The 22596-nt window shown below is 60.3% G+C and carries 19 protein-coding genes and 1 tRNA gene; 8 read left to right on the top strand and 12 right to left on the bottom strand.

Translation table 11 applies throughout. The features are described 5' to 3' along the window. Positions 1-92 precede the first annotated feature (92 nt). The 5 genes from JQK15_RS05610 to JQK15_RS05590 form a co-directional block, all read right to left on the bottom strand. Positions 93-3389 carry an NACHT domain-containing protein gene (locus JQK15_RS05610; protein WP_214864077.1) on the bottom strand — a complete coding sequence of 1099 codons (3297 nt, stop codon included), beginning with the start codon at positions 3387-3389 and terminating at the stop codon, positions 93-95. Positions 3390-3454: 65 nt separating this feature from the next. Then, positions 3455-3853: a plasmid pRiA4b ORF-3 family protein gene (locus tag JQK15_RS05605; protein WP_214864075.1), complete on the bottom strand. Its 399-nt coding sequence runs from the start codon at positions 3851-3853 to the stop codon at positions 3455-3457. 173 nt (positions 3854-4026) lie between these two features. Further along, a tRNA-Pro gene (locus tag JQK15_RS05600) sits at positions 4027-4103 on the bottom strand. A 135-nt stretch (positions 4104-4238) separates the two neighbouring features. Then, positions 4239-4451, bottom strand: coding sequence for a hypothetical protein (locus JQK15_RS05595; protein WP_004212530.1), 213 nt, complete (start codon positions 4449-4451; stop codon positions 4239-4241). A gap of 158 nt (positions 4452-4609) precedes the next feature. Beyond that, a complete protein-coding gene (locus JQK15_RS05590) occupies positions 4610-5983 on the bottom strand; it encodes a M20/M25/M40 family metallo-hydrolase (protein ID WP_214864073.1) in 1374 nt (457 codons plus the stop codon). Between the two features lie 102 nt (positions 5984-6085). Between JQK15_RS05590 and ettA the strand changes: the two genes are divergently transcribed. After that, positions 6086-7771, top strand: a complete 1686-nt coding sequence (gene ettA, locus JQK15_RS05585) for an energy-dependent translational throttle protein EttA (protein WP_004212532.1) — start codon at positions 6086-6088, stop codon at positions 7769-7771. Positions 7772-8059: 288 nt separating this feature from the next. Here the strand turns inward: ettA and JQK15_RS05580 are convergent, their stop codons facing one another. The 5 genes from JQK15_RS05580 to JQK15_RS05560 form a co-directional block, all read right to left on the bottom strand. Further along, positions 8060-9064, bottom strand: a complete 1005-nt coding sequence (locus tag JQK15_RS05580; protein WP_214864071.1) for a cytochrome-c peroxidase — start codon at positions 9062-9064, stop codon at positions 8060-8062. 238 nt (positions 9065-9302) lie between these two features. Beyond that, positions 9303-9746, bottom strand: a complete 444-nt coding sequence (locus JQK15_RS05575; RefSeq protein ID WP_214864070.1) for a hypothetical protein — start codon at positions 9744-9746, stop codon at positions 9303-9305. Positions 9747-10241: 495 nt separating this feature from the next. Continuing rightward, positions 10242-10523, bottom strand: a complete 282-nt coding sequence (locus tag JQK15_RS05570; protein WP_214864068.1) for an acylphosphatase — start codon at positions 10521-10523, stop codon at positions 10242-10244. After that, positions 10523-11341, bottom strand: coding sequence for an NYN domain-containing protein (locus JQK15_RS05565; protein WP_214864066.1), 819 nt, complete (start codon positions 11339-11341; stop codon positions 10523-10525). The genes JQK15_RS05570 and JQK15_RS05565 overlap by 1 nt, the downstream gene beginning before the upstream one ends. A 13-nt stretch (positions 11342-11354) precedes the next feature. Next, entirely contained in the window at positions 11355-11993 is a 639-nt protein-coding gene (locus tag JQK15_RS05560) for a carbonic anhydrase (RefSeq protein ID WP_010339375.1), read from the bottom strand. 38 nt (positions 11994-12031) lie between these two features. Between JQK15_RS05560 and lipA the strand changes: the two genes are divergently transcribed. Together lipA and JQK15_RS05550 are read left to right on the top strand one after the other, a co-directional pair. Beyond that, complete coding sequence (lipA, locus tag JQK15_RS05555) at positions 12032-13012, top strand: lipoyl synthase (RefSeq protein ID WP_010339374.1); 981 nt, start codon at positions 12032-12034, stop codon at positions 13010-13012. A gap of 7 nt (positions 13013-13019) precedes the next feature. Beyond that, positions 13020-13496: a type II toxin-antitoxin system RatA family toxin gene (locus JQK15_RS05550; protein ID WP_026109377.1), complete on the top strand. Its 477-nt coding sequence runs from the start codon at positions 13020-13022 to the stop codon at positions 13494-13496. Here JQK15_RS05550 and JQK15_RS05545 read toward each other — a convergent pair. After that, entirely contained in the window at positions 13442-13960 is a 519-nt protein-coding gene (locus JQK15_RS05545; protein WP_214864064.1) for a CinA family protein, read from the bottom strand. The genes JQK15_RS05550 and JQK15_RS05545 overlap by 55 nt on opposite strands. A 7-nt stretch (positions 13961-13967) precedes the next feature. Then, entirely contained in the window at positions 13968-15149 is a 1182-nt protein-coding gene (locus JQK15_RS05540) for a bifunctional 2-C-methyl-D-erythritol 4-phosphate cytidylyltransferase/2-C-methyl-D-erythritol 2,4-cyclodiphosphate synthase (protein WP_214864062.1), read from the bottom strand. Positions 15150-15265: 116 nt separating this feature from the next. Between JQK15_RS05540 and dusB the strand changes: the two genes are divergently transcribed. From dusB to ntrX, 5 genes are all read left to right on the top strand, one after another. After that, positions 15266-16288 (top strand): tRNA dihydrouridine synthase DusB, encoded by a 1023-nt coding sequence (gene dusB, locus JQK15_RS05535; protein WP_037506895.1) that lies wholly within the window; start codon positions 15266-15268, stop codon positions 16286-16288. Further along, the gene (locus JQK15_RS05530; protein WP_069337056.1) at positions 16285-17394 is read left to right on the top strand and encodes a two-component system sensor histidine kinase NtrB; all 1110 of its coding nucleotides are present in this window, start codon (positions 16285-16287) and stop codon (positions 17392-17394) included. Before dusB ends, JQK15_RS05530 begins: the two co-directional genes overlap by 4 nt. Then, entirely contained in the window at positions 17394-18836 is a 1443-nt protein-coding gene (ntrC, locus tag JQK15_RS05525) for a nitrogen regulation protein NR(I) (protein WP_214864060.1), read from the top strand. The genes JQK15_RS05530 and ntrC overlap by 1 nt, the downstream gene beginning before the upstream one ends. 98 nt (positions 18837-18934) lie before the next feature. Next, the gene (locus JQK15_RS05520) at positions 18935-21190 is read left to right on the top strand and encodes a sensor histidine kinase (protein WP_214864058.1); all 2256 of its coding nucleotides are present in this window, start codon (positions 18935-18937) and stop codon (positions 21188-21190) included. Next, positions 21180-22553: a nitrogen assimilation response regulator NtrX gene (ntrX, locus tag JQK15_RS05515; RefSeq protein ID WP_004212586.1), complete on the top strand. Its 1374-nt coding sequence runs from the start codon at positions 21180-21182 to the stop codon at positions 22551-22553. Before JQK15_RS05520 ends, ntrX begins: the two co-directional genes overlap by 11 nt. Positions 22554-22596 lie beyond the last annotated feature (43 nt).

Raw genomic sequence — 22596 nt, 5'->3', positions numbered from 1 at the left:
TGGCAAAATTCAGTTTATCGAATGCCCCGATTAAACAGCATCACACAATTACAAGATAGAGTATATAAACATATAGATGATTAAATTATGCATTAATACGGCGCATGTCGAATAACTATTCCCAAGTCAAGATTGCGAAATTTTTTCATCATTCCAGCATTTACAGTTATTTTTCTTAGGCTTTTCATACTTTTAATAACGGACAAATCAACGTCATCTGACTTAAATGTCAAATGTAATTCGTTTAGATTAACGAGATTTGAAATATGATCCAGATCGAAAAAGTTTTCTACCCTTGCTAAGGTTAGGGATCGAATATTTCTAGCAAGCTTCAAATTAGAAATACTATTTAGTTTATAGCAATTGTGAAGTGAAAGCCTATCAATATTATTGAAGTATTCTAGAAAATCCAGATTTTCCATGTCCTCGCATCGGTTAATCCAAAGATTTCTAATAGAGGATCTCTTGACTTCTGTATCAATGAACGATTTTAAAAGGCCAAATTTAAAAGCCACAGCCCTTAAGCCGACCGCACTCTTTAGCGGAGAGAAGTCAAAACTATCTGACGAGTCAAGCAAATGAAAAAGATTCAAATCCCTACCAATGGAAATAGGAATAGAATTCCAATGAAAATCTCCCGAAAATCTTACAGAATAAGCATTGTCAAGAGATATGCTATCGGAGCCAATGACGTTAGAGCAGTTAATATCAACTACTCGTAAATCATTCATTGAACCTATTTCATGTGCATTATGTAAATCTGTGCATTTTACCGTAATTGACTTTAGCTTATTAAGCTTACTGATGTGATATATATCAAAACTGCCCGTCAAGAAAAGCTGTAGATCTTCGAGAGAAACAAGGCCTTGCAATTCTGCCATGTGGGCAAATGACATTGGTTGCCGAGAGAAAATAAAAAGACGGGAGAGCTGTTTTAGAAATGACAGTCCCTCCATGGAATCCAGATCACTAAGTCGCAATCCGCCCCAGAGACCTTTAGATTGGGACATTACGCGCTGAGCATATTCCCTTCGATCATAAAATGGCCATGCCGAAAGCAGTTCTTTAACTACGGTGGCACGGGCGTCAGCTCCGTATCCTTCGAGAAGCTCAAGTGAGAGCGGGGTTCCGATCAGGCGCAACGTGCGCACGCAAGCTGCCGCCGTTCTTGCATGTTGGTTGGTGGTTTTGCGCACCAGCTCCGCCGCAAGATCGCCCGCTGCACTCAATGCTTTCGCCTCCGCTACCGACTTCGGGGGCTTCAACCCTTTAATGCGGTCGAGAATGTCGGTTTGCAAATCGGGATCGAGTTGCGTGCAAGTTTCTAGGCACCGAACTGCGAGCAGGTGATACATCGCCTTTTTGCCTGATGAAGCATCTCCACGCCGGAGCAGTTGCCGTAAAAATCCCGACCGTCGTATATCATCTGTAATGGCGGCCGCCATAGGCGCTATCTCACGCCAGCTTTCGCTCACCACGACCTGCGTTTCTAAATATCCGAATTTATCACCATCTGATATCGCGCGAGCGCAAAGGTATTCCTTAAATGCATTGTGGATGAAATCGCACTTGTCCTCGACAGGAGAGCGTAACAATCCACTTCTTATAATTAAACTTCTAACGATATCTTGCGCTGAATAATTGCTGTGAAGTCGAGGAAACCGAGGAAGATTATTAGATATTAAATCCACTATCCTCCATTCGTCGGCCATGGAGACGTAATTCTCCATCATCCATAACGATATTATTTGAAGCAGATCTCTTTTTGTTTCAAAATCTAGGGAAGGAAGATCTTCGACGACAATCTTTCTTTGCTCGTCTCGGTTGTGGAGAACCAATTGGACTGCTGACTCGTAAAGGCTTATTCTATTAGAGGGCAGGACTTCCTTCCTGTCACGATTCATGGCGCACAACATCGCGCAAAGAAGCGGGGTTGCTGCCAGCTCTCGTAACGCGCGATCGGCCCGAATCCGGGCCTTTAGCTTCACTGCCAAGCTAAGGGTTTGCGCAATGTTCGTTTGATCGTTCTCTTCTTTGGCAACCGCATCATGCCAATGGTCAATAAAGGATGATACGTCCTGCGGGCTCATCGGCAGCAATTCTATTTCAGAAAAATTCTGCTTCGCAAGCCAGCCATCTGGAATTGCCGGTGGTCGAGAGGTGATCAAAACTCGGCAAACCGGATAAGCTTCAAGCAATTCTTCGATCCACTTTCGGGTCAGTTGCCGTCGCTCATCAGAAACTTCGTCTAGGCCGTCTATCAATATCAAGCCGCGCCCTAACGTAAGCTGCTCATGGACCCATCCAACCGGCATAGTGCCCGCAATCACAGATGCGATTTGCTTTGGAAAATCTTCGGGGGCTGGAAGATTTGCCCCCGATATTTCTCGCAGAGATATAAAGAATGGAATTAAATGATTCCATTCACTCATGTCTTCTGTGAATTCTCCACTGGCAGACCTAACAGCCAAAGACTGCAAGAGCGTTGTTTTCCCTGATCCAGCTTCGCCTTTTATTACTATCCTAGGAGATATGCACGCAGCATCTTCAACTCTAATTGATGGAGTTGATCCCTGCTGAATAGAATTAGATGTAGTGTCGCTAGATGGATATTGAGAGGCGGATTCATTATCATTATCACTAATAAAAGATTCGCCACTAACAGATAAGCTTATGTATGCTGTGCTGAGATTGTGCTGACGGCTGCTTGGACTTGCTGATGAATTCAGTCCAAAAAGCTCGATTCTATCGAGCCTTCTTATTACGGCGCGACGATACGATTGCTCAAATTCTTTAGCATTTGCGCTCGAAGACTGAGCGGCTGAATTTTCGCGAATTCTAACAATTTCGTCAAATATCTTATCAACAGAATCGATAATTACATTCTCTCTCTGGAGAATCTCCGCATAAGTATCTCGATGGAAATTTGGAAGTGTCCCACTTAAATCCACGATCATCTGGACGCATTCGCTTATCAAGCGATAACCAAGCTGCTTAGCTGAGCTATTTAGTGGAGAAAGGTCGGCGTTATCCAATACTAGTTTGTATAATTTTGATGTGTCGAAATCACATTTAGAAATCAGCAGGGAATTTATTCCGGTTGCATCAATCGCTTTCTGGACTTGAAAAACACAAGTAGCCTTCTCGCCATTTTCTAAATTCATGAATTCGTTTTCGATCAGGGGCTCAAGGGCCTCTGTCGCTTTCTCACTCAAGCGCTCCATTTGTCGACGCGCAGCCGATCGTGTTTTCCAATCAGGTATCGCGCGTGTGATTAGGTCGCTGAGGCTATCGCTTACACTCGAAACGAATTCATTGTCTTTAAACCAAGACTTGAAGACAGCCTTCCCTACGGCCATTCCCAGAACGAAAGTGATCGGCTCCGACATGCAATTTCCCCTTTAGGATATTGTAATGCGTGGAAATTGTTGGATCAACTAATGCAAAGGCAAAATCAGGCACGCATAAGTGCATTTTTCGGTCGGCTAGGAGACGGTGCCATGAGTTTTCTAGAAAGGCAGCGGCAGCGGCGGATAAAATCGGTAATGCCGCGCTCTACGAGCTTCCCAAGGCGCATATTACCGGCATCGCGTGTCGGGGGGCCTGACCATTCCTCATCGAAGGGGATGCCGTATCGGGTATCGCCTACCTCGAACTGGAACAGGTGGTAGTTCTCGAACAGCATCGCAGCTTGGATCGCTAGGTGCAGCGTCTTGAGGCTGTTAGTTAAAGGTAGTTCGACCCTGCGCCAAACGGCAGGATTGGTATCGTCAAGGGTGATGCGGATACGGGCAATCTGTTCGGACATGGCCTGATCGTGGCAGCCCGACGAAAAGGTGTCCAGCCGCTGCATGTGGTGCTGCTGGTTCCATTCTCGCCTGCTGACAAAGAATCAATCGTATCGCTTGATCGCCCGAATGCCACGGCTGGTCCTTTGTGGGAGGTTCAACCGGTGCTACGTTCAAGTGCTACGCCGCTCCATTGCAAACCGACGTAATGAGCTGAAATTTAACGATAAAAAGTAAGTGGTCGGGGAGACAGGATTCGAACCTGCGACATCCTGCTCCCAAAGCAGGCGCGCTACCAGACTGCGCTACTCCCCGATGCACGCGCGCCTTAGCGGTCGATCGCCGCCGGCGTCAATGCCCGAAAATCATGTCGGGCCACATATATTGCGCGGACAAATAAAAAGGGCGGACCATATAGGCCCGCCCTTCGAAATCTCGCCGTGGCAGAGATTAGTGCGCGTTCGCAACGTTCTCAGCAACGTTAGCGGCGTTAGCAGCTTCGTTGGCGGCGTTGGCGGCGTTGTCAGCAGCGTTGGCGGCGTTTTCGACAACGTTCTCGACGACGGCGTTCGAAGCGTTCGCGGTTTCGTTGGCCGGCTTCTCACCGCAAGCGGCGAGGGCCATCAGGCTGGCCGAAGCGAAAACAACAGCGATCTTCTTCATTGTGTACGGCTCCCATAGCATTATGCCGCGTCTGGCACGTTACAAATGTGACCCTACGCGAGCGACCCGCATTAACGTGTGCGCTGCACAAATCAATGCTTTTCTGACGTCGGTGAAGCGGCAGAATCACGCGACGGGGCGTTCTCTACTATAAAAGTTCAGTTAATGCCCAATGTTTCTGTCGCATTCGCAGCAATGTTGAGCGTGACCGCCCAGGCGGCGACATTCTGGCGCAGCTGCGCCGGATCGATCTTGTCCAGCGTGTCGTCAGGCGTGTGGTGAATGTCGAAATAGCGCGTGCCATCCTGCTGCAGGTCGATCACCGGGATGCCCGCGTCCACCAGCGGTTCGATGTCCGACCCGCCATGCGCCTTGTCACGGCTCGGCACGATGCCCAGCGGTGCCAATCCCTGTGCGATCCGGGCCGACAGCGCTTCATGGCTGGCAGGCAGGGTGAAGTCGACCTTCCACACCTTGTCGGCGCCAAAGTCCGATTCCAGCACCAGGGCATGTGGCTCCTTGCCATGGGCGGCATAATAAGCGCGGCCGCCATTACCGCCCACTTCCTCGGCACCGGCGAAGAGTACGCGGATCGTGCGACGCGGCGCGCCGGCCTTGGCGACCTGCAACGCGGCAGCGGCGACGATGCCGCAGCCCGACGCATCGTCGATCGCTCCGGTGCCCTGGTCCCAGCTGTCGAGGTGACAGGCGGCGACAATGACGCCGGCCTTGGGATCGCTGCCGGGGATTTCGGCGATGACATTGCCCGACGGTTGGTCCTTTGCCGTCTTCGACACGGCGGTCAGGTGGACGCGGACCGGCTGGCCGCGCGACACGACGCGGGCCATCTGCTCGGCATCGGGTACGCTGACGGCCACGGCCGGGATCGGCGTCACGCCATCGGCCCACATCTGTACGCCGGTATGGGCGATGCGATGATGATCGGTGCCGATCGACTTCACCAGGATAGCGATCGCGCCCTTCTTGGCGGCGATGCTGGGGCCCTGGCGGCGGGCGGCACCATAATAGCCATAGCCCGACCCGTCCTGGGCGGCGACCATGTCATGGCTGACGAACACGATCTTGCCCTTCACCGCGCTGTCCGGCGCGGCCTGCAGGTCGGCGATGGTCGGGAAATAGGCGATTTCGCCCTCGATCCCCTGGGCCGGGGTCGATCCGCTGTTGCCCAGCGCCGCGACGACCAGCTTCTGCGGGAAGGGGGCGACGATCGCTGCTTCGTCATGGACGCGTTCCCACAGCGGCATCTTATAGGGTTCGATGCGGACGTTGGCGAAGCCCAATGCCTTGAGCTTGGCGGCGGCCCATTCGCGCCCGCGTGCTTCCTGCGGCGTGGCGGCCGGGCGCGGACCGACTTCGGTCGTCAGCCCTTCGGTAATGTCCCAGGCGACATCATCCTTCAGGGCGGCTTCGCGAATCGCGGCGTCGCTGGCCGGGGCGGCCTGGACCAGAGCGGGGGTGAAGATGCTGCCAAGGAGCAGGGCGGCGAGCGGGCCCGATCGGATTTTCTGCATGGCTGAAGGCTTACTCAGACATACCCCATTTGCCAATGGCTTCCGCCTTCGCTAATTCGGCGCAAATTTTCCTGTCCATACCCTTTGGAGCTGCGCGAACCCATGTCCGCCTCATCGCAATATGCCTATGTCATGAAGAACATGACAAAGACCTTCCCCGGCGCGCCCAAGCCGGTGTTGAACAACATCAATCTGCAATTCTATCGGGGGTCCAAGATCGGCATCGTCGGCCCGAACGGCGCGGGCAAGTCGACCCTGATCAAGATCATGGCCGGGATCGACACCGACATCAGCGGCGAAGCCTGGCCGGGTGAGAATGTCACCGTCGGCTATCTGCCGCAGGAGCCTCAGCTCGACCCGACCAAGAATGTGCTGGAAAACGTCAAGGACGGCGCCCGCGAGATGGCGGACAAGCTGGACCGCTTCAACGAGATCAGCATGATCATGGCCGATCCGCCGGAAGACGTCGATTTCGACGCGCTGATGGAGGAAATGGGCACGCTGCAGGAACAGATCGACGCCGCCGATGGCTGGACGCTCGACAACCAGCTCGAAATCGCGATGGAAGCGCTGCGCTGTCCGCCGTCGGACTGGTCGGTGGAAAGCCTGTCGGGCGGTGAAAAGCGCCGCATCGCGCTCACCCGCCTGCTGATCCAGAAGCCTGACATCCTGCTGCTCGACGAACCGACCAACCATCTTGACGCCGAAAGCGTCACCTGGCTGGAAAATCATCTCAAGGAATATGCCGGGTCGGTCTTGATGATCACCCACGACCGCTACTTCCTCGACAATGTTGTCGGCTGGATCCTGGAGCTCGATCGCGGGAAATATTTCCCCTACGAAGGCAACTACTCCACCTATCTGGAGAAGAAGGCCAAGCGTCTGGAACAGGAAGACCGCGAGGCCACGGGCCGCCAGAAGGCGATCAATGACGAGCTGGAGTGGATCCGTCAGGGCCCCAAGGGCCGCCAGACCAAGTCGAAGGCGCGTATCGCCAAGTTCGAGCAACTGGTCGCGTCCCAGGAAAACCGCGCGCCCGGCAAGGCGCAGATCGTCATTCAGGTGCCCGAGCGCCTGGGCGGCAAGGTGATCGAGGCCAAGGGCATTTCCAAGGCCTATGGCGACAAGCTGCTGTTCGAGGATCTGTCCTTCATGCTGCCGCCCGGTGGCATCGTCGGCGTCATCGGTCCGAACGGCGCGGGCAAGTCGACCCTGTTCCGCCTGATCACCGGCCAGGAAACCCCCGATTCGGGCGAGATCGACATCGGTTCGACCGTGCGTCTGGGCTATGTCGACCAGAGCCGCGACCATCTCGACGCGTCGAAGAATGTCTGGGAAGAAGTCTCGGACGGCCTCGATTATGTCAAGGTCAACGGCCATGACATGTCGACCCGTGCCTATGTCGGCGCCTTCAACTTCAAGGGCCAGGACCAGCAGAAGAACGTCGGCAAGCTGTCGGGTGGTGAGCGCAACCGCGTCCACATCGCCAAGATGCTGAAGCGCGGCGGCAACGTGCTGCTGCTCGACGAACCGACCAACGACCTTGACGTCGAAACGCTGGCCGCACTGGAAGAGGCGATCGAGAATTTCGCCGGTTGCGCCGTGGTCATCAGCCATGACCGCTTCTTCCTCGATCGTCTCGCCACCCACATCCTCGCCTTCGAAGGCGACAGCCATGTCGAATGGTTCGAAGGCAATTTCGAAGCCTATGAGGAAGATAAGCGCCGTCGCCTGGGCGATGCTGCGGATCGCCCGACGCGCCTTGCCTATAAGAAGCTGACGCGCTGATCTGATCGGGAGGCTGGAAACGGCCTCTCGCAAAATGGCGTCAGAACAATGACTTGAAACGCCCGGTGCCCCTCGAGGCACCGGGCGTTTTGTCGTCCCATCGCCCTGGCGGTAATGAAGTTGCAATATCTGCAACGCCGGCGCCGCCCTTCGCAATTGCGAAAGAATGCGCTGCGCTGCACATAGGAGAGGCCTTTCAGGCATCCTCTCCTAAAACTTATCAAGGCCGGCCTTTCGGGGCTGGCCCTTTTTTTGTCCGTCGAACGCGTGTTTTCAGGCTGGCACAGCTCATGCGGGAATCGGGCAGGGCGCGGCCGGCCGGCCCAGCGCGGCATTCTTCAGGAAATCATGGTCCGTCAGCGCGTCGAGAAAGGCGAGCAGGGCGGGCATGTCGACATCAACCAACATCGGTGCGGCATGGCGGCGGATGGCCGATTCGATCGTCGGCGACTGGCCATCGTGCAGCCAGGGGCCAGTGACGGCGACATTGCGCAACGACGGCGTGCGGAACTGCTCAGGCGGCGGCTCGAAGCCCGGCGGCAGGGGCTTGCCGCCATAGGCGGCCGCATCGACCTCCTGCGGCGCAGCGGTGCCGACATAATGGGTCTTGCTGTCGGTGAAGTCCGGCCCGGAATGGCAGCTGCCACAGCCCGCTGCAGCGAATTGCCTGGCCCCACGCTGCGCCAGTGGCGACGATGTGCCGCGATCATGGGCGCTACCGAAGGAGATCATCGTCCGCTGGAACGCGGCAAGAGCCGCAGTCACCCTTGCGAATCCCAGGTCATTCGGTGCGCCGGGGAAGGCGGCCGCAAACATCCGGCGATAGCAGGGATCGGCGCCGATCCGTCGGGCCAGCCCGACATCGTCCTGCGCCAGCCCCATCTCGACCGGCTTGGTCCCGGTCATCGGCACCATCGCCTGCTGCTCCAGCGTCGAAAGGCCGGCCTCGGTCCAGGTCAGGCCGCTGCGCCACGCGACATTGGCAAGGCCGGGCACATTGCGCACGCCTATCTCGCCCATCACACCCCTATGGGTGGCCAGGCCATCGGCAAAGCCCTTCTCCTGCTGGTGGCAATCGGCGCAGGCCATGCTGTCATCGGCCGACAGGGTGCGATCATAAAAGAGCCGGCGGCCAAGCGCCACCTTGGCAGCGGTCATGCCGTTGTCGGACGGTATGGCGGGCGCTGCAACGCCAGCGGGCAGGGCAGGCCAGCGCCAGGCGGGGCGCGCAGCCCCCAGTCCCGTCGCCAGCAACGCCGCCGCCCCGATGATCGCCCCTCCACCCACTCGCATCCGCCGTCCCCTTTGCCGCGCATGACGAACCAAGGCTGACCGATCCGCAGGCCGGGGTAAAGGGGGGCAATGCAGGTTGAGGATGGTGATCATCGCCAGATGCCATTGCTTCGGGCGACGTCGGATGCCCCCCTGCCGACCAGAAGGTTGTTGAGGTCTGGTTAGGGGAATGACAACTTCGGGTGGGAAGCGGAATGGCAGGTTTCGAAATACGCCGGGCGGAAAGCGGACAAAAGCGCTAATGATTCACGCCGTATCCAGCAGTTCCGAATGCGACTTCGACTATAACCTGTTTTTTCTTGCCACTTACCGCATCAACCGGGGCGTAAAGATTGGCTCGATAATCAAAATATTTTTTCAGAAAATCCCGCGCATTCCAGAGTCCTTCAATCTCTGTATTCGAGTCAAACCCTCCGCTAACAGCCCAGAGAATTATCGAGGTATGGGCGGTGCGATATCTTTTGCTCTCTTCGTCGGTCATCAATCGAACGGATTGCGAGCAGAAGCAGAGAATGCGACAGAGCGGGTTAGCGTTCGAGCTTATCAGTTTGGTTTCATGGCAGATTAGTAGTGTATCCCCATCGCGCCCGCCACGATAACTGAGGTAATAGCCGGTGCTTCCGCAACTGATCGAATAATCTGGACGTAAGTGGAAAAAGTCGTCTGGGATGAGTGATTGCATAGAACTATCTTGCCAGTCAGATCATAAGTCTGCCAGATCATTATGGCCGCTATTGGGAAGCGCTGGCAACGGCTCTTATGGCAAGAAATGGTCGTTAGATACCATTGCAAATCCGTCAGCCATGCGAGGCGGGTCTGTCCTATTTTGCCCAATCCTGATCTATTTGGGCCATGAAAAATCGCCCCCGATCTCGGCCGTTCAACCAACTCTGTCGCTTTGCTGCCGCCTGACTGTCGCGTCAGCGGCGCGCGGGGGGTGACCCAGGCAATGACCCCGCTGGCGCGTCGCAGGCGCGTGGGTGTCGCGTCATGGGCGCGTGGCTGGGGCAAAAGGCCCGAAATGGCCCGACGACACTGTGAACTTCGGACGAAAACATACTGTCGCGTCGATTGCTGCGCTGAGCGCCGGATGTTTCCACTGTCCTACAGGCCGTCACCCAGCCTAAATTCGATCGGCTCTTTGATCTGTCGAGACCATCTCGCGCGCCATGGCGCGTCAGGCTGTCGGACTCTTCTCGAAGCCGTTCAGCGCTTCGACCGGCACATCCGTCGCGTCGATCCGCGCGACCTTTGCTGCGGGCGGGCCATTCTGTGCCAGCGTGATGAAGTGGGCGACCGCATCCGCTTCGCCCTGCACCAGCGCCTCGACACTGCCATCCATGCGGTTGCGAACCCAGCCGGCGAGGCCCAGGCCGCTGGCGGTCTCGACCGTCCAGTTGCGGTAGAAGACGCCCTGCACCCGGCCGAGGATCATCAGGTGGCGGGCGATGACCGGCATCAGCGGATCCGCTTGATCCAGGTCTGGCCGCCTTCGCGCACTTCGGTGGTAAAATTGGGGATGGCGGCGACCAGATCAGACAGTCGCTTGAAGCCGTAATTGCGCACATCGAAGCTGGAGCGGTTGCCGACCCGCTGGCCGACCGGTCCCAGGGCGACAAAGCCGCGCTCGTCCCGCTTCGCCTCGTCATAGGCGTCGATCAGTAGGCGCACGACTTCCGGGTCCACCGCCGCGCCGGTGCCCGCGGGTGCGGGCGTTGCAACTGGCGGGGGCGGGGGCGCCGTTGCGGGAGCTGGTTTGGCGGCCGTGCCACTCTTGGCGGGCACCTTCTTCTTGGGCGCGGCCGCGGGCTTGGCCACCGGCACTTCGACCGGCCGCAGCGCCGCCACGTCGATGAAGCGGGTGCAGGCGCGGCGGAAGCCCTCGGGCGCATTGGCGTTGCCGAAGCCATAGACCGGGATGCCGTCCTGACGCAGGCGCGTCACCAGCGGAGTGAAGTCGCTGTCGCTCGACATCAGGCCGAAGCCGTCGACGCGTCCGCTGGACAGCAGGTCCATCGCGTCGATCGTCATCTTCATGTCGGTGGCATTCTTGCCTTTGGTCAGATCGAACTGCTGCTGCGGCTCGATTGCCTGCGCGACCGACAGCGACGCCCAGGTCTTGAGCGTCGCCTTGTTCCAATTGCCATAGGCGCGGCGGATATTGACCGTGCCCAGCTCCGCCAGCACGGTCATCACCGCGTCGAAATGGGCCGCCGACGCATTGTCCGCGTCGATCAGCAGGGCGATATTGCCGCGCCCTTCCTGCCGCATGGGCATGGTGCGCCTCCCGTCAGGCTGCGGCGAAGACGCCGGTCTGTTCGTCCAATATATGAAGCTGGCCGTCGGAAATGGCGAAGAAGCTGCCGACCAGCTTCAATTCGCCCGACTTTTCCTTGGCTCGCACGCAGGGGAAGCTGCGCAAATTGGTAAGGCTGACCTTCACGCCTTCCTGCTCCATGGCGCGCTCGACATCCCGGTCGCGCTGGTCACCATAGCGGTCCACCACCACGTCGCGGGCATCGTCAAGCAGTTGGATCCAGTTATGGATGAAACCGCCTTCGCCCGGAGGCGCGTCCTTGAGGTCATGGCTGAGCGCCGCCTTGCAGCCGCCGCACTTGCCATGGCCCATGACAACGATCTCGCCGACCTTGAGCACCTGCACAGCGAATTCCAGCGCGGCCGACACGCCGTGCCAGCCCGGATTGGTCTCGAACGGCGGCACCAGCGCGGCGACATTGCGGACGACGAATATTTCGCCGGGGCTGGTGTCGAAGATCTGGGCCGGGTCGACTCGGCTGTCGGAGCAGGCGATCACCATCACTCGGGGGCTCTGCCCTTCGTTGAGTTCGTCCCATCGCTCGCGCTGCTGGGACCAGCCGGTGTCACGGAAGCGGCGATAGCCTTCGAGCATGTCTGCAAAGTCGGTCATGATGATTGATGTGCCGCACAAAGAGAGGGCTGGCAAGTATGGTCCTGCATCGCTATCTGGGGCCGATGAACGACATTGCCCCGATCCCCGTCCCCGGTCAGCCCGCCACGACCGAGCGTGCCCGCAAGCCCGACTGGATCCGCGTCAAGGCGCCGACCAGCCCCGCTTATCACGAGACGCGCAAGCTGATGCGGGAAAAGGGTCTGAACACGGTCTGCGAGGAAGCGGCCTGCCCGAATATCGGCGAATGCTGGACCAAGAAGCACGCCACGGTGATGATCCTGGGCGATGTCTGCACCCGCGCCTGCGCCTTCTGCAACGTCAAGACCGGCATGCCGCGCAAGGTGGATGTCAACGAGCCGCAGAACCTGGCCGATGCCGCCGCCGAGATGGGGCTGGAACATATCGTCATCACCTCGGTCGACCGCGACGACCTGCCCGATGGCGGCGCCAGCCAGTTCGTCAAGGTGATCGAGGCGCTGCGTCGCACGACGCCGGGCACCACGATCGAGATCCTGACGCCCGACTTCCGTAACAAGCATGAACGTGCGGTCGCGATGATCGTCGAGGCGCGCCCGGACGTCTATAACCATAATCTGGAGACGGTGCCTCGGCTCTACCCGACCATTCGTCCCGGCGCGCGCTATTATGCATCGCTGCGCCTGCTGGAGAGCGTCAAGAAGCTCGATCCGTCGATCTTCACCAAGTCGGGCATCATGCTGGGCCTGGGCGAAGAGCGCCTGGAGGTCCACCAGGTGATGGACGACATGCGCTCGGCCGATATCGACTTCCTGACCATGGGCCAATATCTGCAGCCCACGCCCAAGCATGCCAAGGTGATGGAATTCGTCACTCCGGCGGCGTTCAACGCCTATGCTGCGATTGCGCGGGCCAAGGGCTTCCTGCAGGTGGCATCGAGCCCGCTGACCCGGTCGAGCTATCATGCCGGCAAGGACTTCGCCGAGATGCGCGCCGCGCGCGAGGCGAAGCTGGCCAAGGCGGCCGTCGCGAAGGCCTGATTGGCGAATGCCCAAGCATAACGAGACCCGTCAGCTGCCCTATAGTCCGGAACAGATGTTCGACCTGGTGTCGAACGTCTCGGCCTATCCGCAATTCCTGCCCTGGGTCAGCGCGATCCGTATCCGCTCTGACAGCGAGAGCGAGATGGTCGCGGACATGATCGTCGGCTTCAAGGGGATCAGCGAGAGCTTCACCTCGCGCGTCCACAAGCATCGCCCGGACCATGTCCGCGTCGACTATCTCAATGGCCCGCTCAAGCATCTCCATAATGAATGGCGCTTCCGCGACGACGGGCAGGGCGGCGTGCTGGTGGATTTCGAGGTCGAGTTCGAATTCAAGAACCGTATCTTCGAGATGCTGGCCGGTCAGTTCTTCGACAAGGCGCTGCGCAAGATGATCGGCGCGTTCGAGACGCGCGCGGCGGCGCTTTATGGCGCCGGCGAATCGGGCAGCAGCAGTTCGAGCGCACACAACGCCGCCTGAAGGCGGACGCCGCCCCGGCCATTATCCTCGAAATGATGCATGTCGGCCACGACCTTGTCTGGGCTGCCGCCGCGTTCTGCGCGCGCGAAGACGACGGTGCCGACTGGCTTCTGCTCGCTCCCGCCGCCCGGCCCGGCGATGCCGGTGATGGCGACCGCGACATGGGCGTGGCTCTTCTTGAGGGCGCCCTGCGCCATCGCCCAGGCGGTTGCGATGGAAACCGCGCCAAAGGTTTCCAGCACGTCATGCGAAACTTTCAGAAGTTCCGCCTTCATATCATTGGAATAGGTGATGAAACCGGCCTCGAAGACGTCCGATGAGCCGGCAATTTCGGTCAGCGCTGCGGATACCAGGCCGCCGGTGCAGCTTTCAGCGACCGCAACGGTGCGACCGGCGCGGCGGTTGGCGATGATGACCTTTTCGGCAAGGTCGACGAGCTGAGTGGGCAGGATGGTATTGGGCATGGTCGGCTCAGAATAGCGTGGGGAGGGAGAGGGTGGCAACCGCCTGTGCGGCAATGCCCTCGCGCCGACCGGCAAAACCCAGTCGCTCGGTCGTGGTCGCCTTGACGCTGATGCGATCCAGCGAAACGTCCAATATCTCGGCGATCCGGGCACGCATGGCGTCGCGATGCGGCCCGATCTTGGGTGCTTCGCAGATGATGGTGAGGTCGACATGGTCGATCCGGCCGTCCCGTTTCAGGACCAGATCGCGGGCATGGGCCAGGAAACGGTCGGAGGAGGCGCCGCGCCATTGCGGATCGGACGGCGGGAAATGGCTGCCGATATCGCCATCGGCGAGTGCGCCGAGGATCGCATCGACGATGGCATGGAGCGCGACATCGGCATCGCTGTGGCCGGCGAGGCCCCGATCGTGCGGGACCAGTACGCCGCCCAGCCACAATTCTTCGTTGGGCGCGAGGCGATGGACGTCATAGCCCATGCCGACGCGGGTGGTGCGGGCGCTGCCCAGACGGGCCTCGGCACGGGCGAAGTCCTGCGGGTAGGTCAATTTCTCTAGCCTTTCATCGCCTTGCACCAAGATGACGTCATGGCCCCAGGCGCGCAATATTTGGGCATCGTCGGTGGCTTCCTGTTCCTCGTCCCAGTCGCGATGGGCGGCCAGGATGGTGTCGAAGCGGAAGGCCTGCGGCGTCTGCACGCGATGAAGACTGGTGCGATCGACGCCGTCGCCCATCCGCGCGCCATCGCTGCGAACCAGCGTATCGGCGACGGGCAGGGCGGGGATCGCGCCTTCGGCATCTTCCAGCGCGGCCAGCAGCCGTTCGATCACAGATGCTGGCAGGAACGGGCGGGCGGCATCGTGGATCAGCACGATATCTGCGCCGCCGGCCGCCGCGATCGCCTCCAGTCCGGCCCGGACCGAACCGCGCCGGCTGTCGGCGCCGGTGACGAAATGGGCGACCCGGTCGCCGAGCATGGCCTGGGCGCGGTCTTCCTCGCCTTCGCCCAGAACAATGTGGATGGCCGACACGCCGCCATGCGCCGCCAGCGCGTCATGAGCATGGGCGAGCACGGCCTGGCCGCCGATCTGCCGATATTGTTTGGGAATGTCGCCACCCACCCGGCTTCCCTGCCCGGCGGCGACGATCAGCGCGACGATCCTGCTGTTCGATGTCATGCAGCGGCGCATAGACGCTCTGCCCCATGCTCGCCAACTACTAAAGCGCGATGGATGGTCCGGGGCCTGCCTTGTCGTCGCGGCCATTTTCGGCTAAGGGCTGCCTATTTTTTAGGCAGTGATAGAAGATGACGCGCAGGCTTTCCCCCATTTCCGTTGGACCGGTGACGGTCGACATGCCGGTCATATTGGCGCCGATGACGGGCGTAACCGACATGCCCTTCCGCACGCTGGTCCGCCGTTTTGGTTCGGGTTTGAACGTTACCGAGATGATCGCCAGCGCGGCGATGATCCGCGAGACGCGCCAGTCGCTGCAGAAGGCCGCCTGGCATCCGCTGGAAGAACCGGTGTCGATGCAGCTGGCCGGTTGTTCGCCGACGGAAATGGCCGAAGCCGCCAAGCTCAATGCCGATCGCGGCGCGGCGATCATCGACATCAACATGGGCTGCCCGGTGAAGAAGGTCGTCAATGGCGATGCGGGGAGCGCGCTGATGCGCGACCTGCCGCTGGCGGCGGCGCTGATCAAGGCGACGGTCGAGGCGGTCGATGTGCCGGTGACGGTCAAGATGCGCATGGGCTGGGATCATTCGAGCCTCAACGCGCCCGAGCTGGCACATATCGCCGAAGATCTGGGCGCGAAGCTGATCACGGTTCACGGCCGCACCCGCTGCCAGATGTACAAGGGCAGCGCCGACTGGGGCTTCGTCCGCTCGGTCAAGGATGCGGTCAAGCTGCCGGTAATCGTCAATGGCGACATCTGCTCGATCGAGGACGCCGAGACTGCGCTCGACCAGAGCGGCGCCGATGGCGTGATGATCGGCCGTGGCGCCTATGGAAAGCCCTGGCTGCTGGGCCAGGTGATGCACTGGTTCGCTACCGGCGAGCGTCGCGCCGACCCAAGCCTTGCCGAACAATATGATCTGATTACAGAACATTATCGCATGATGCTCGATCATTATGACAATATGACCGGCGTCAACATGGCGCGCAAGCATATCGGCTGGTACACCAAGGGCCTGACCGGATCGGCGGAGTTCCGCAACACGGTCAATCAGGAGGCGGACGCGCAGCGGGTGCTGGATATGCTGGCCGCCTTCTACGAGCCGCTGATTGCGGCGGATGAACCGGCGGTGGCACTTCAGGCTGCATGACCATGCCATTGCCGTCCCTCCCGCCGCTTCAGATGCAGCAGGATGGACCATCCCTGTCGGAACTGATGACGGCGTTGCCGGTCGCAACATTGGTGGTGCGGCCGGATAACGGCATTGCCGACGCCAATGTGCGGGCGGAAACGCTGCTGAATATGGCGCGGTCGGCGATCATCGGCAGTGACGTGGCGCGTACGGTGCGGATCGCGGAGGCCGGCGCCCGGTTTGATATCTGGCACAGTAATAAGCCGATCGCCGCCTATGACATCAAGGTCCATGCCGGGCGCACCGCCGAGATGGAAGTGGATCTGATGATTTCCCCCATCGTCGATCATGATGGCTGGCGGGTGGTGTCGATCCATGCGCAGGGGCAGGCCCGCAAGATCGGCCATCGCGGCACGGCGGGCGGCGCGCGATCGGCGGTTGGCGCGGCGGCGATCCTGGCGCATGAGATCAAGAACCCGCTGTCGGGCATTCGCGGCGCGGCGCAGTTGCTGGAGACGAGCAATGGCGGCAGCGATGCCGCGCTGACCCAGTTGATCTGCAACGAGGTAGACCGGATCGCCGCGCTGATCGACCGGATGCAGGATTTCACGACCGACCGCACGCTGGAATGCGGCCCCGGCAACATTTATCCGTTGATCGATCGCGCATCACATATTGCAGCGGCGGGATTTGCCAAAAATGTAAAAATTATAAAGCGTTATGATCCATCCCTGCCATTTGCGATCATCAACGACGATGCGCTGGTGCAGGTTATGATCAACCTGCTGAAGAATGCGGCGGAAGCGCTTGAGCATGTCGAGCACCCCTGCATTCGCGTCGAGACGGCTTTCCGGCATGGCATGTCGGTCCTGGTCGGCGATCGCAAGGGCAGCGCGGTGCTGCCGATCGAGATCGTGGTGATCGACAATGGGCCGGGCGTGCCCGAGCATATTCTGGACCACCTCTTCAACCCGTTCATCACGGGCAAGCGGGACGGGCAGGGCCTCGGCCTGGCATTGGTAGACAAGTTGGTGAGGGACATGAGCGGTTTCGTGCAATATTCCCGCGATCAGGAAGCCGGGGAGTCGACCTTCCGCATCCTGCTGCCGATGGGCATGGGCTGATGGCCGCGACGGGCACGGTCCTGGTCGTCGATGATGATCCCGCCATCTGCGTTGTCGTGGGGGAGGCTCTGCGGCGCCAGGGGCACAAGGTGAAGATTGCCGGGTCGATCCGCGAGCGCACGGCGCTGATGGAGAGTTTTTCTCCGGACATTCTGATCACGGACGTCATGTTGCCAGATGGCGATGGGCTGGATGGCGTGGCGGAGATTATCGAGCGCAAGCCCGACCTGAATGTTATCATTCTTTCTGCACAGAACACCCTGAACACCGCGATCCGGGCGACCGAGAAGGGGGCGTTCGAATATCTGCCAAAGCCGTTCGATCTCAATGAGTTGGCGCGCGCCGTTGCGGACGCCTTGGGGCATCGATCGGGCGGTGCGGATGCGACGGAACAGGGGCTGCCGCATGATGGCCTGCCGCTGGTCGGTCGCTCGCCTGCGATGCAGGAAGTCTATCGCACCATCGCCAGGGTTCTTTCCAATGATCTCAGCATATTGGTGCTGGGCGAGTCGGGGACGGGCAAGGAACTGGTGGCCGAAGCCATCCATAGCCTGGGCCAGCGACGCACCCGTCCCTTCGTCGCGATCAACATGGCGGCCATTCCGCGCGAACTGATCGAAGCGGAACTGTTCGGCTACGAAAAGGGGGCCTTTACAGGCGCGCAGGCGCGGACCGCTGGCAAGTTCGAGCAGGCGCAGGGCGGCACCCTGTTCCTGGATGAAATCGGCGACATGCCGATGGAAGCGCAGACAAGGCTGCTTCGCGTGCTCCAGTCGGGCGAGGTGACCACGGTCGGCGGGTCGAAGCCGGTGCGGGTCGATGTCCGCATCATCGCCGCCACCAACAAGGATCTGCCGCGGCTGATCGAGGAAAATCGGTTCCGCCAGGATCTCTATTATCGGCTCAATGTCGTGCCGGTGTCGCTGCCGCCTTTGCGCGAACGACGCGAGGACGTGATCTTGCTGGCCCGCCATTTCCTGGATCGTGCGGCGCAGGACGGCTTGCCGCGCAAGGCGCTGGCCGAAGATGCCGCGCAATTGCTGATGGCCTATCATTGGCCGGGTAATGTGCGCGAGTTGCAGAATATCATGCAGCGGCTGGCCGTGCTGAGCCGCGAGAATGTGATCGCGGCAGACATGCTGCGCCACGCGCTGCCGCTGGATGCCGTGCCGGCCGACCATGCCGCGCCCGCGGGGCAGCTTGCGCAGGCCGTGCGGGAATGGACCAAGCGGCAACTGGGCGTCGGGCTGGGGCAGGCCAATCCCCAGTTGCATGATAATCTGCTGGCGGTGATCGAGCCGATCCTGCTGCAGGAAACGCTGGCAAGCGTCGATGGCAACCAGATCCGTGCCGCCGGCCTGCTCGGCATCAATCGCAACACGCTGCGAAAGAAGCTGACCGATTATGGCCTCGACCCGCTGCAATTGCGGCTGAGCGACTAGCAAGGGCGAGACGAAGCGCCCAATCGCATCGACCAGCGACATGGTTTTATGTAAAAACTGTGTTTGATCGGGCACGGCATTGTTGTAACGAAGCCACTATGACTGGTGCGGTGACAATCCCCCGACGGGGGCAGGCTTGGGCAAGGCTGATCCGGCCTTACCTGCGCAACGGTCGCCTGGCCGCCGCGATCGAAGCGGTCACGCTCATCCTGTTCCTGGGCACCGCTGGCCTGACCTATCGCCTGTTGTCCGGGCAGGACCAGTCCTACACCCTGTTGACCCCGCCGATCGTGGCGCTGTTGCTGGTCGCCAATCTGGTGCCGGCGATTGCGCTGCTGATGCTGCTGGGGCGCCGCGTGGCCAAGCGTCGGGCTGCAAAATCGGCGATCGGCAGCGATGGCCAGCTTCACGTCCGCCTGGTGGCGATCTTCTCGGTCGTGGCCAGCGTGCCGATGCTGCTGGTCGTGATCTTTGCGTCGCTGCTGTTCCAATATGGCGTGCAATTCTGGTTTTCGGACAGTGCGCGCGGCATGCTGCAAAATGCCAGCGATCTGGCGCGTGGCTATTATGAGCAGAATTTGCGCGAGGTCCGCGACGAGACGCTGACCATGGCGAGCGATCTGCGCGACTATCTGGGCCAGTCGAGCGTTTCCAGCCCGCGCTTTGCCGAGGGCTATATCTATCAGGTGGTGACGCGAAAGCTGAACCGGTCGGCGATCATCGAGATTGGCAAGGACGGCGTGGCGCGGACCGCTGCGACGGTCGATCCCGAGAGCCGGCCAGCGTCTGAAATGCTGTCCGCCGATGTCGTGAAGCGCCTGGCGTCCGGCGAGGATGTGGTGGTGGCCGCCAAGCCGAACCAGATCGAAGCGGTAACGCTGCTTTACCCCAATTCCAAAATCTACCTCTATGCCACGCGCAATGCCGGCAGTTCGTCCTTCTCCAATGTGGAGCGGGCGCAGAAGGTGTTGGGCGATTATGATCTGTTCGCGGCGCAATCCCGCGCGTTGCAATTACGGTTCAACCTGTTGCTGTTCGTGGGATCGCTGTTGCTGGTCGGCATCGCCGTCTACATCGCGCTGGCGGTGGCGGACTGGATGGTGCGGCCGGTCAACGAACTGGTGACAGCGGCCCGCAAGATCACGGCGGGCGACCTGTCCGCGCGCGTGACCAGCCCGGCCAGCCGGGATGAAATCGGCACGCTCGCCTCAGCCTTCAACCGCATGACCCAGCGGTTGGAAGCGCAGACCGGCGCGCTGGTCGCGGCCAACAGTCAGCTTGATGAGCGGCGTGCCTTTATCGAGGCGATCCTGTCGGGCGTGAGTGCCGGCGTGCTGTCGGTGGACCGCGGCGGCGTGATCCAGTTGCTGAACAGCTCGGCCGCTGCGATCCTGGTGCGTGAAGGCGATGATCCGGTCGGACGGCCGCTGGCCGAGATTTCGGCTGAGCTGGCCGAACTGGTTGCTTCGCAGGAGGATGCCGGCATCGTCCAGGTGCGCGCGCAAGGCGACCTGCGCACGCTGGCGGTCAAGGTGTCCGAGGATGTGTCCGGCCATATTCTGACCTTCGACGACATCACCCAGCAATTGTCGGATCAGCGCCGTGCGGCCTGGTCGGATGTAGCGCGCCGCATCGCGCATGAGATCAAGAACCCGCTGACGCCGATCCAGCTGGCGGCCGAACGCCTGCAGCGCCGTTATGGCGAGGAGGTGACGAGCGACAAGTCGACCTTTGCACGCCTGACCGGCACGATTGTGCGGCAGGTGGGTGATTTGCGCCGCATCGTCGACGAATTCTCCTCCTTTGCGCGCATGCCCAAGCCGGTGTTCCGGCGCGAGGCGCTGGGCGACATCGCCCGCCACGCGCTGTTCCTGCACGAGGTGGCTCATCCCGATATTCGCTTCGCCTTCGACGCGGATGCCGGGGAGATGGAGATGGTGTGCGATCGCCGCCAGCTTGGCCAGGCGCTGACCAATATCGTCAAAAATGCGGTCGAGGCGATCGAGCCGAAGCCGGCGCCCGAGGATGGCGGGGTGCGCGGCCATGTGCGCATGCGCCTGCATGAGGCTGATGGCGCGCTGGTAATCGAAGTGTGCGACGATGGCATCGGCCTGCCGCCCGAGCGTGAACGTATCCTGGAGCCCTATATGACCACCCGGTCGAAGGGGACGGGTTTGGGCTTGGCCATCGTCAAGAAGATTGTCGAAGAACATATGGGCGAAATCCGCTTCGATGACGCGGAAGGCGGGGGCGCGCGGGTGACGCTGCGCTTCCCTGTCGCGGCCCTGGAGAAACTGGAAGAGGGGCAGGTGGTTGCCTTGCCCAAAGGAAAAGTGACGGCCAATGGCGCTTGATATTCTGATAGTCGACGACGAAGAGGACATTCGCGATCTGGTTGCGGGTGTGCTGGAAGATGAGGGTTTCACGACCCGCACTGCCGCCAACAGCGACAGCGCGATCGAGGCGCTGGACAGCCGGCGCCCCTCGCTGGTGCTGCTCGATGTCTGGCTGCAGGGCTCGAAGCTCGACGGGCTGGAACTGCTAGACGAGATCAAGCGGCGTGACGCGACCGTCCCGGTGCTGATGATCTCCGGTCATGGCAATATCGACACGGCGGTGGCGGCGATCCGCAAGGGTGCGGCCGATTTCATCGAGAAGCCGTTCGAGGCGGATCGGCTGCTCCATCTGGTGGCGCGCGCCACCGAGACCGAGCGGCTGCGGCGCGAGAACCAGACGCTGCGCGCGCGCTTTGGCCAGGATGATGAGCTGACCGGCACGTCGGCATCGATCAACGGCGTGCGGGCGACGATCAAGAAGGTTGCAGGCACCGGCAGCCGGGTGCTGATTTCCGGGCCGGCGGGCGTCGGCAAGGAAGTCGCCGCCCGCATGCTGCACAGCTGGAGCGGTCGCGCCGATGCGCCCTTCATCATTGTCGCCGCGGCGCGGATGGACCCCGACCGGGTCGAGGAAGAACTGTTCGGCGTCGAGGATCCCAGCGGGCTGGTGCGTCCGGGCTATCTGGAACAGGCGCATGGCGGCACGCTCTATCTGGACGAGATCGCCGACATGCCGGTCACCACCCAGGGCAAGATATTGCGGGTGCTGACCGACCAGAGCTTCACCCGCGTCGGCGGGCAGCGGCAGGTGAAGGTGGACGTGCGCGTCATTTCCTCGACCGCGCGCAACCTGACGGCGGAGATCGAGGAGCGGCGCTTCCGCGAGGATCTCTTCTATCGGCTCAATGTCGTGCCCTTGCAGATCCCGTCACTGTCCGAGCGGCGCGACGATATTCCGCCGCTGGTCGAGCATTATCTGGCGCGCTTCGCCGCCGATCGTCGGGTCAATCCGCCCGAGATCGCCAGCGATGCCATGGCCGCGCTGCAGGCCAATGAGTGGCCGGGCAATGTCCGTCAGCTGCGCAACGTGATCGAGCGGACGATGATCCTGGCACCGGGGGACCGGATCGGGCGGATTGAGCTGGACATGCTGCCGGCCGAACTGACGAGCGGCGGCGGCGGGGATGGCATTGGCCAGTCGGCGATCATGGGCGCCCCGCTGCGTGAGGCACGCGAAAGTTTCGAGCGGGAATATCTGCGCATCCAGATCCGCCGCTTTTCCGGCAATATCTCGCGCACCGCGACCTTCATCGGCATGGAGCGGTCTGCGCTGCACCGCAAACTGAAATTGCTGGGTATTACCGACGGAAAGGACGGCTGACGCTAGGGAAAATCCGGATGGCGATGTCAGGCATGGACGCCCC

It is taken from the genome of Sphingobium sp. BHU LFT2 (genome assembly GCF_018604485.1).
GTDB classification, from domain to species: domain Bacteria; phylum Pseudomonadota; class Alphaproteobacteria; order Sphingomonadales; family Sphingomonadaceae; genus Sphingobium; species Sphingobium yanoikuyae_A.
The sequence above is the reverse complement of the archived record's forward strand: the minus strand, read 5'-3'. Positions and strand labels throughout refer to the sequence as shown.

Excerpts from the sequence above, each read along its gene's own strand:
- JQK15_RS05610 (WP_214864077.1), bottom strand. The coding sequence starts at position 3,389 with ATGTCGGAGCCGATCACTTTCGTTCTGGGAATGGCCGTAGGGAAGGCT.
- JQK15_RS05605 (WP_214864075.1), bottom strand. The coding sequence starts at position 3,853 with ATGCAGCGGCTGGACACCTTTTCGTCGGGCTGCCACGATCAGGCCATG.
- JQK15_RS05595 (WP_004212530.1), bottom strand. The coding sequence starts at position 4,451 with ATGAAGAAGATCGCTGTTGTTTTCGCTTCGGCCAGCCTGATGGCCCTC.
- JQK15_RS05590 (WP_214864073.1), bottom strand. The coding sequence starts at position 5,983 with ATGCAGAAAATCCGATCGGGCCCGCTCGCCGCCCTGCTCCTTGGCAGC.
- ettA (WP_004212532.1), top strand. The coding sequence starts at position 6,086 with ATGTCCGCCTCATCGCAATATGCCTATGTCATGAAGAACATGACAAAG.
- JQK15_RS05580 (WP_214864071.1), bottom strand. The coding sequence starts at position 9,064 with ATGCGAGTGGGTGGAGGGGCGATCATCGGGGCGGCGGCGTTGCTGGCG.
- JQK15_RS05575 (WP_214864070.1), bottom strand. The coding sequence starts at position 9,746 with ATGCAATCACTCATCCCAGACGACTTTTTCCACTTACGTCCAGATTAT.
- JQK15_RS05570 (WP_214864068.1), bottom strand. The coding sequence starts at position 10,523 with ATGCCGGTCATCGCCCGCCACCTGATGATCCTCGGCCGGGTGCAGGGC.
- JQK15_RS05565 (WP_214864066.1), bottom strand. The coding sequence starts at position 11,341 with ATGCCCATGCGGCAGGAAGGGCGCGGCAATATCGCCCTGCTGATCGAC.
- JQK15_RS05560 (WP_010339375.1), bottom strand. The coding sequence starts at position 11,993 with ATGACCGACTTTGCAGACATGCTCGAAGGCTATCGCCGCTTCCGTGAC.
- lipA (WP_010339374.1), top strand. The coding sequence starts at position 12,032 with ATGGTCCTGCATCGCTATCTGGGGCCGATGAACGACATTGCCCCGATC.
- JQK15_RS05550 (WP_026109377.1), top strand. The coding sequence starts at position 13,020 with ATGCCCAAGCATAACGAGACCCGTCAGCTGCCCTATAGTCCGGAACAG.
- JQK15_RS05545 (WP_214864064.1), bottom strand. The coding sequence starts at position 13,960 with ATGCCCAATACCATCCTGCCCACTCAGCTCGTCGACCTTGCCGAAAAG.
- JQK15_RS05540 (WP_214864062.1), bottom strand. The coding sequence starts at position 15,149 with ATGCGCCGCTGCATGACATCGAACAGCAGGATCGTCGCGCTGATCGTC.
- dusB (WP_037506895.1), top strand. The coding sequence starts at position 15,266 with ATGACGCGCAGGCTTTCCCCCATTTCCGTTGGACCGGTGACGGTCGAC.
- JQK15_RS05530 (WP_069337056.1), top strand. The coding sequence starts at position 16,285 with ATGACCATGCCATTGCCGTCCCTCCCGCCGCTTCAGATGCAGCAGGAT.
- ntrC (WP_214864060.1), top strand. The coding sequence starts at position 17,394 with ATGGCCGCGACGGGCACGGTCCTGGTCGTCGATGATGATCCCGCCATC.
- JQK15_RS05520 (WP_214864058.1), top strand. The coding sequence starts at position 18,935 with ATGACTGGTGCGGTGACAATCCCCCGACGGGGGCAGGCTTGGGCAAGG.
- ntrX (WP_004212586.1), top strand. The coding sequence starts at position 21,180 with ATGGCGCTTGATATTCTGATAGTCGACGACGAAGAGGACATTCGCGAT.